1 protein-coding gene is annotated in these 290 nt (G+C 64.1%); it reads right to left on the reverse strand.

The annotated features are described in order from the left end of the window. Positions 1–290: PEP/pyruvate-binding domain-containing protein (locus AAEZ06_RS27015; protein ID WP_350617140.1), on the reverse strand; the 290-nt coding region annotated here is incomplete at both ends.

A 290-nucleotide genomic window follows, 5' to 3' on the forward strand; every position in this document is an offset into this window, starting at 1 on the left:
GGTGAACATCACGCCGGCCGTGCCGGTTTCCGAACGCACCATGCGCTGCACGCCGGCAGACAGGGCCACCAGCTTGTGGTCGAAACCCTGGTGTACGCGGTAGGAAATCGCACGGTCATTAAAGAGGGAGGCAAACACTTCCTTGGCCGCGCGGATCACGTTTTCGACGCCGCGAATGTTGAGGAAGGTTTCCTGCTGGCCGGCAAAGGAGGCGTCCGGCAAGTCTTCGGCGGTGGCCGAGGAGCGCACGGCAACGGCCATGTCCGGGTTACCGGCGGACAGGGTGGCGA

It is taken from the genome of Pseudomonas sp. HY7a-MNA-CIBAN-0227, from assembly GCF_040310325.1.
Classification (GTDB): domain Bacteria; phylum Pseudomonadota; class Gammaproteobacteria; order Pseudomonadales; family Pseudomonadaceae; genus Aquipseudomonas.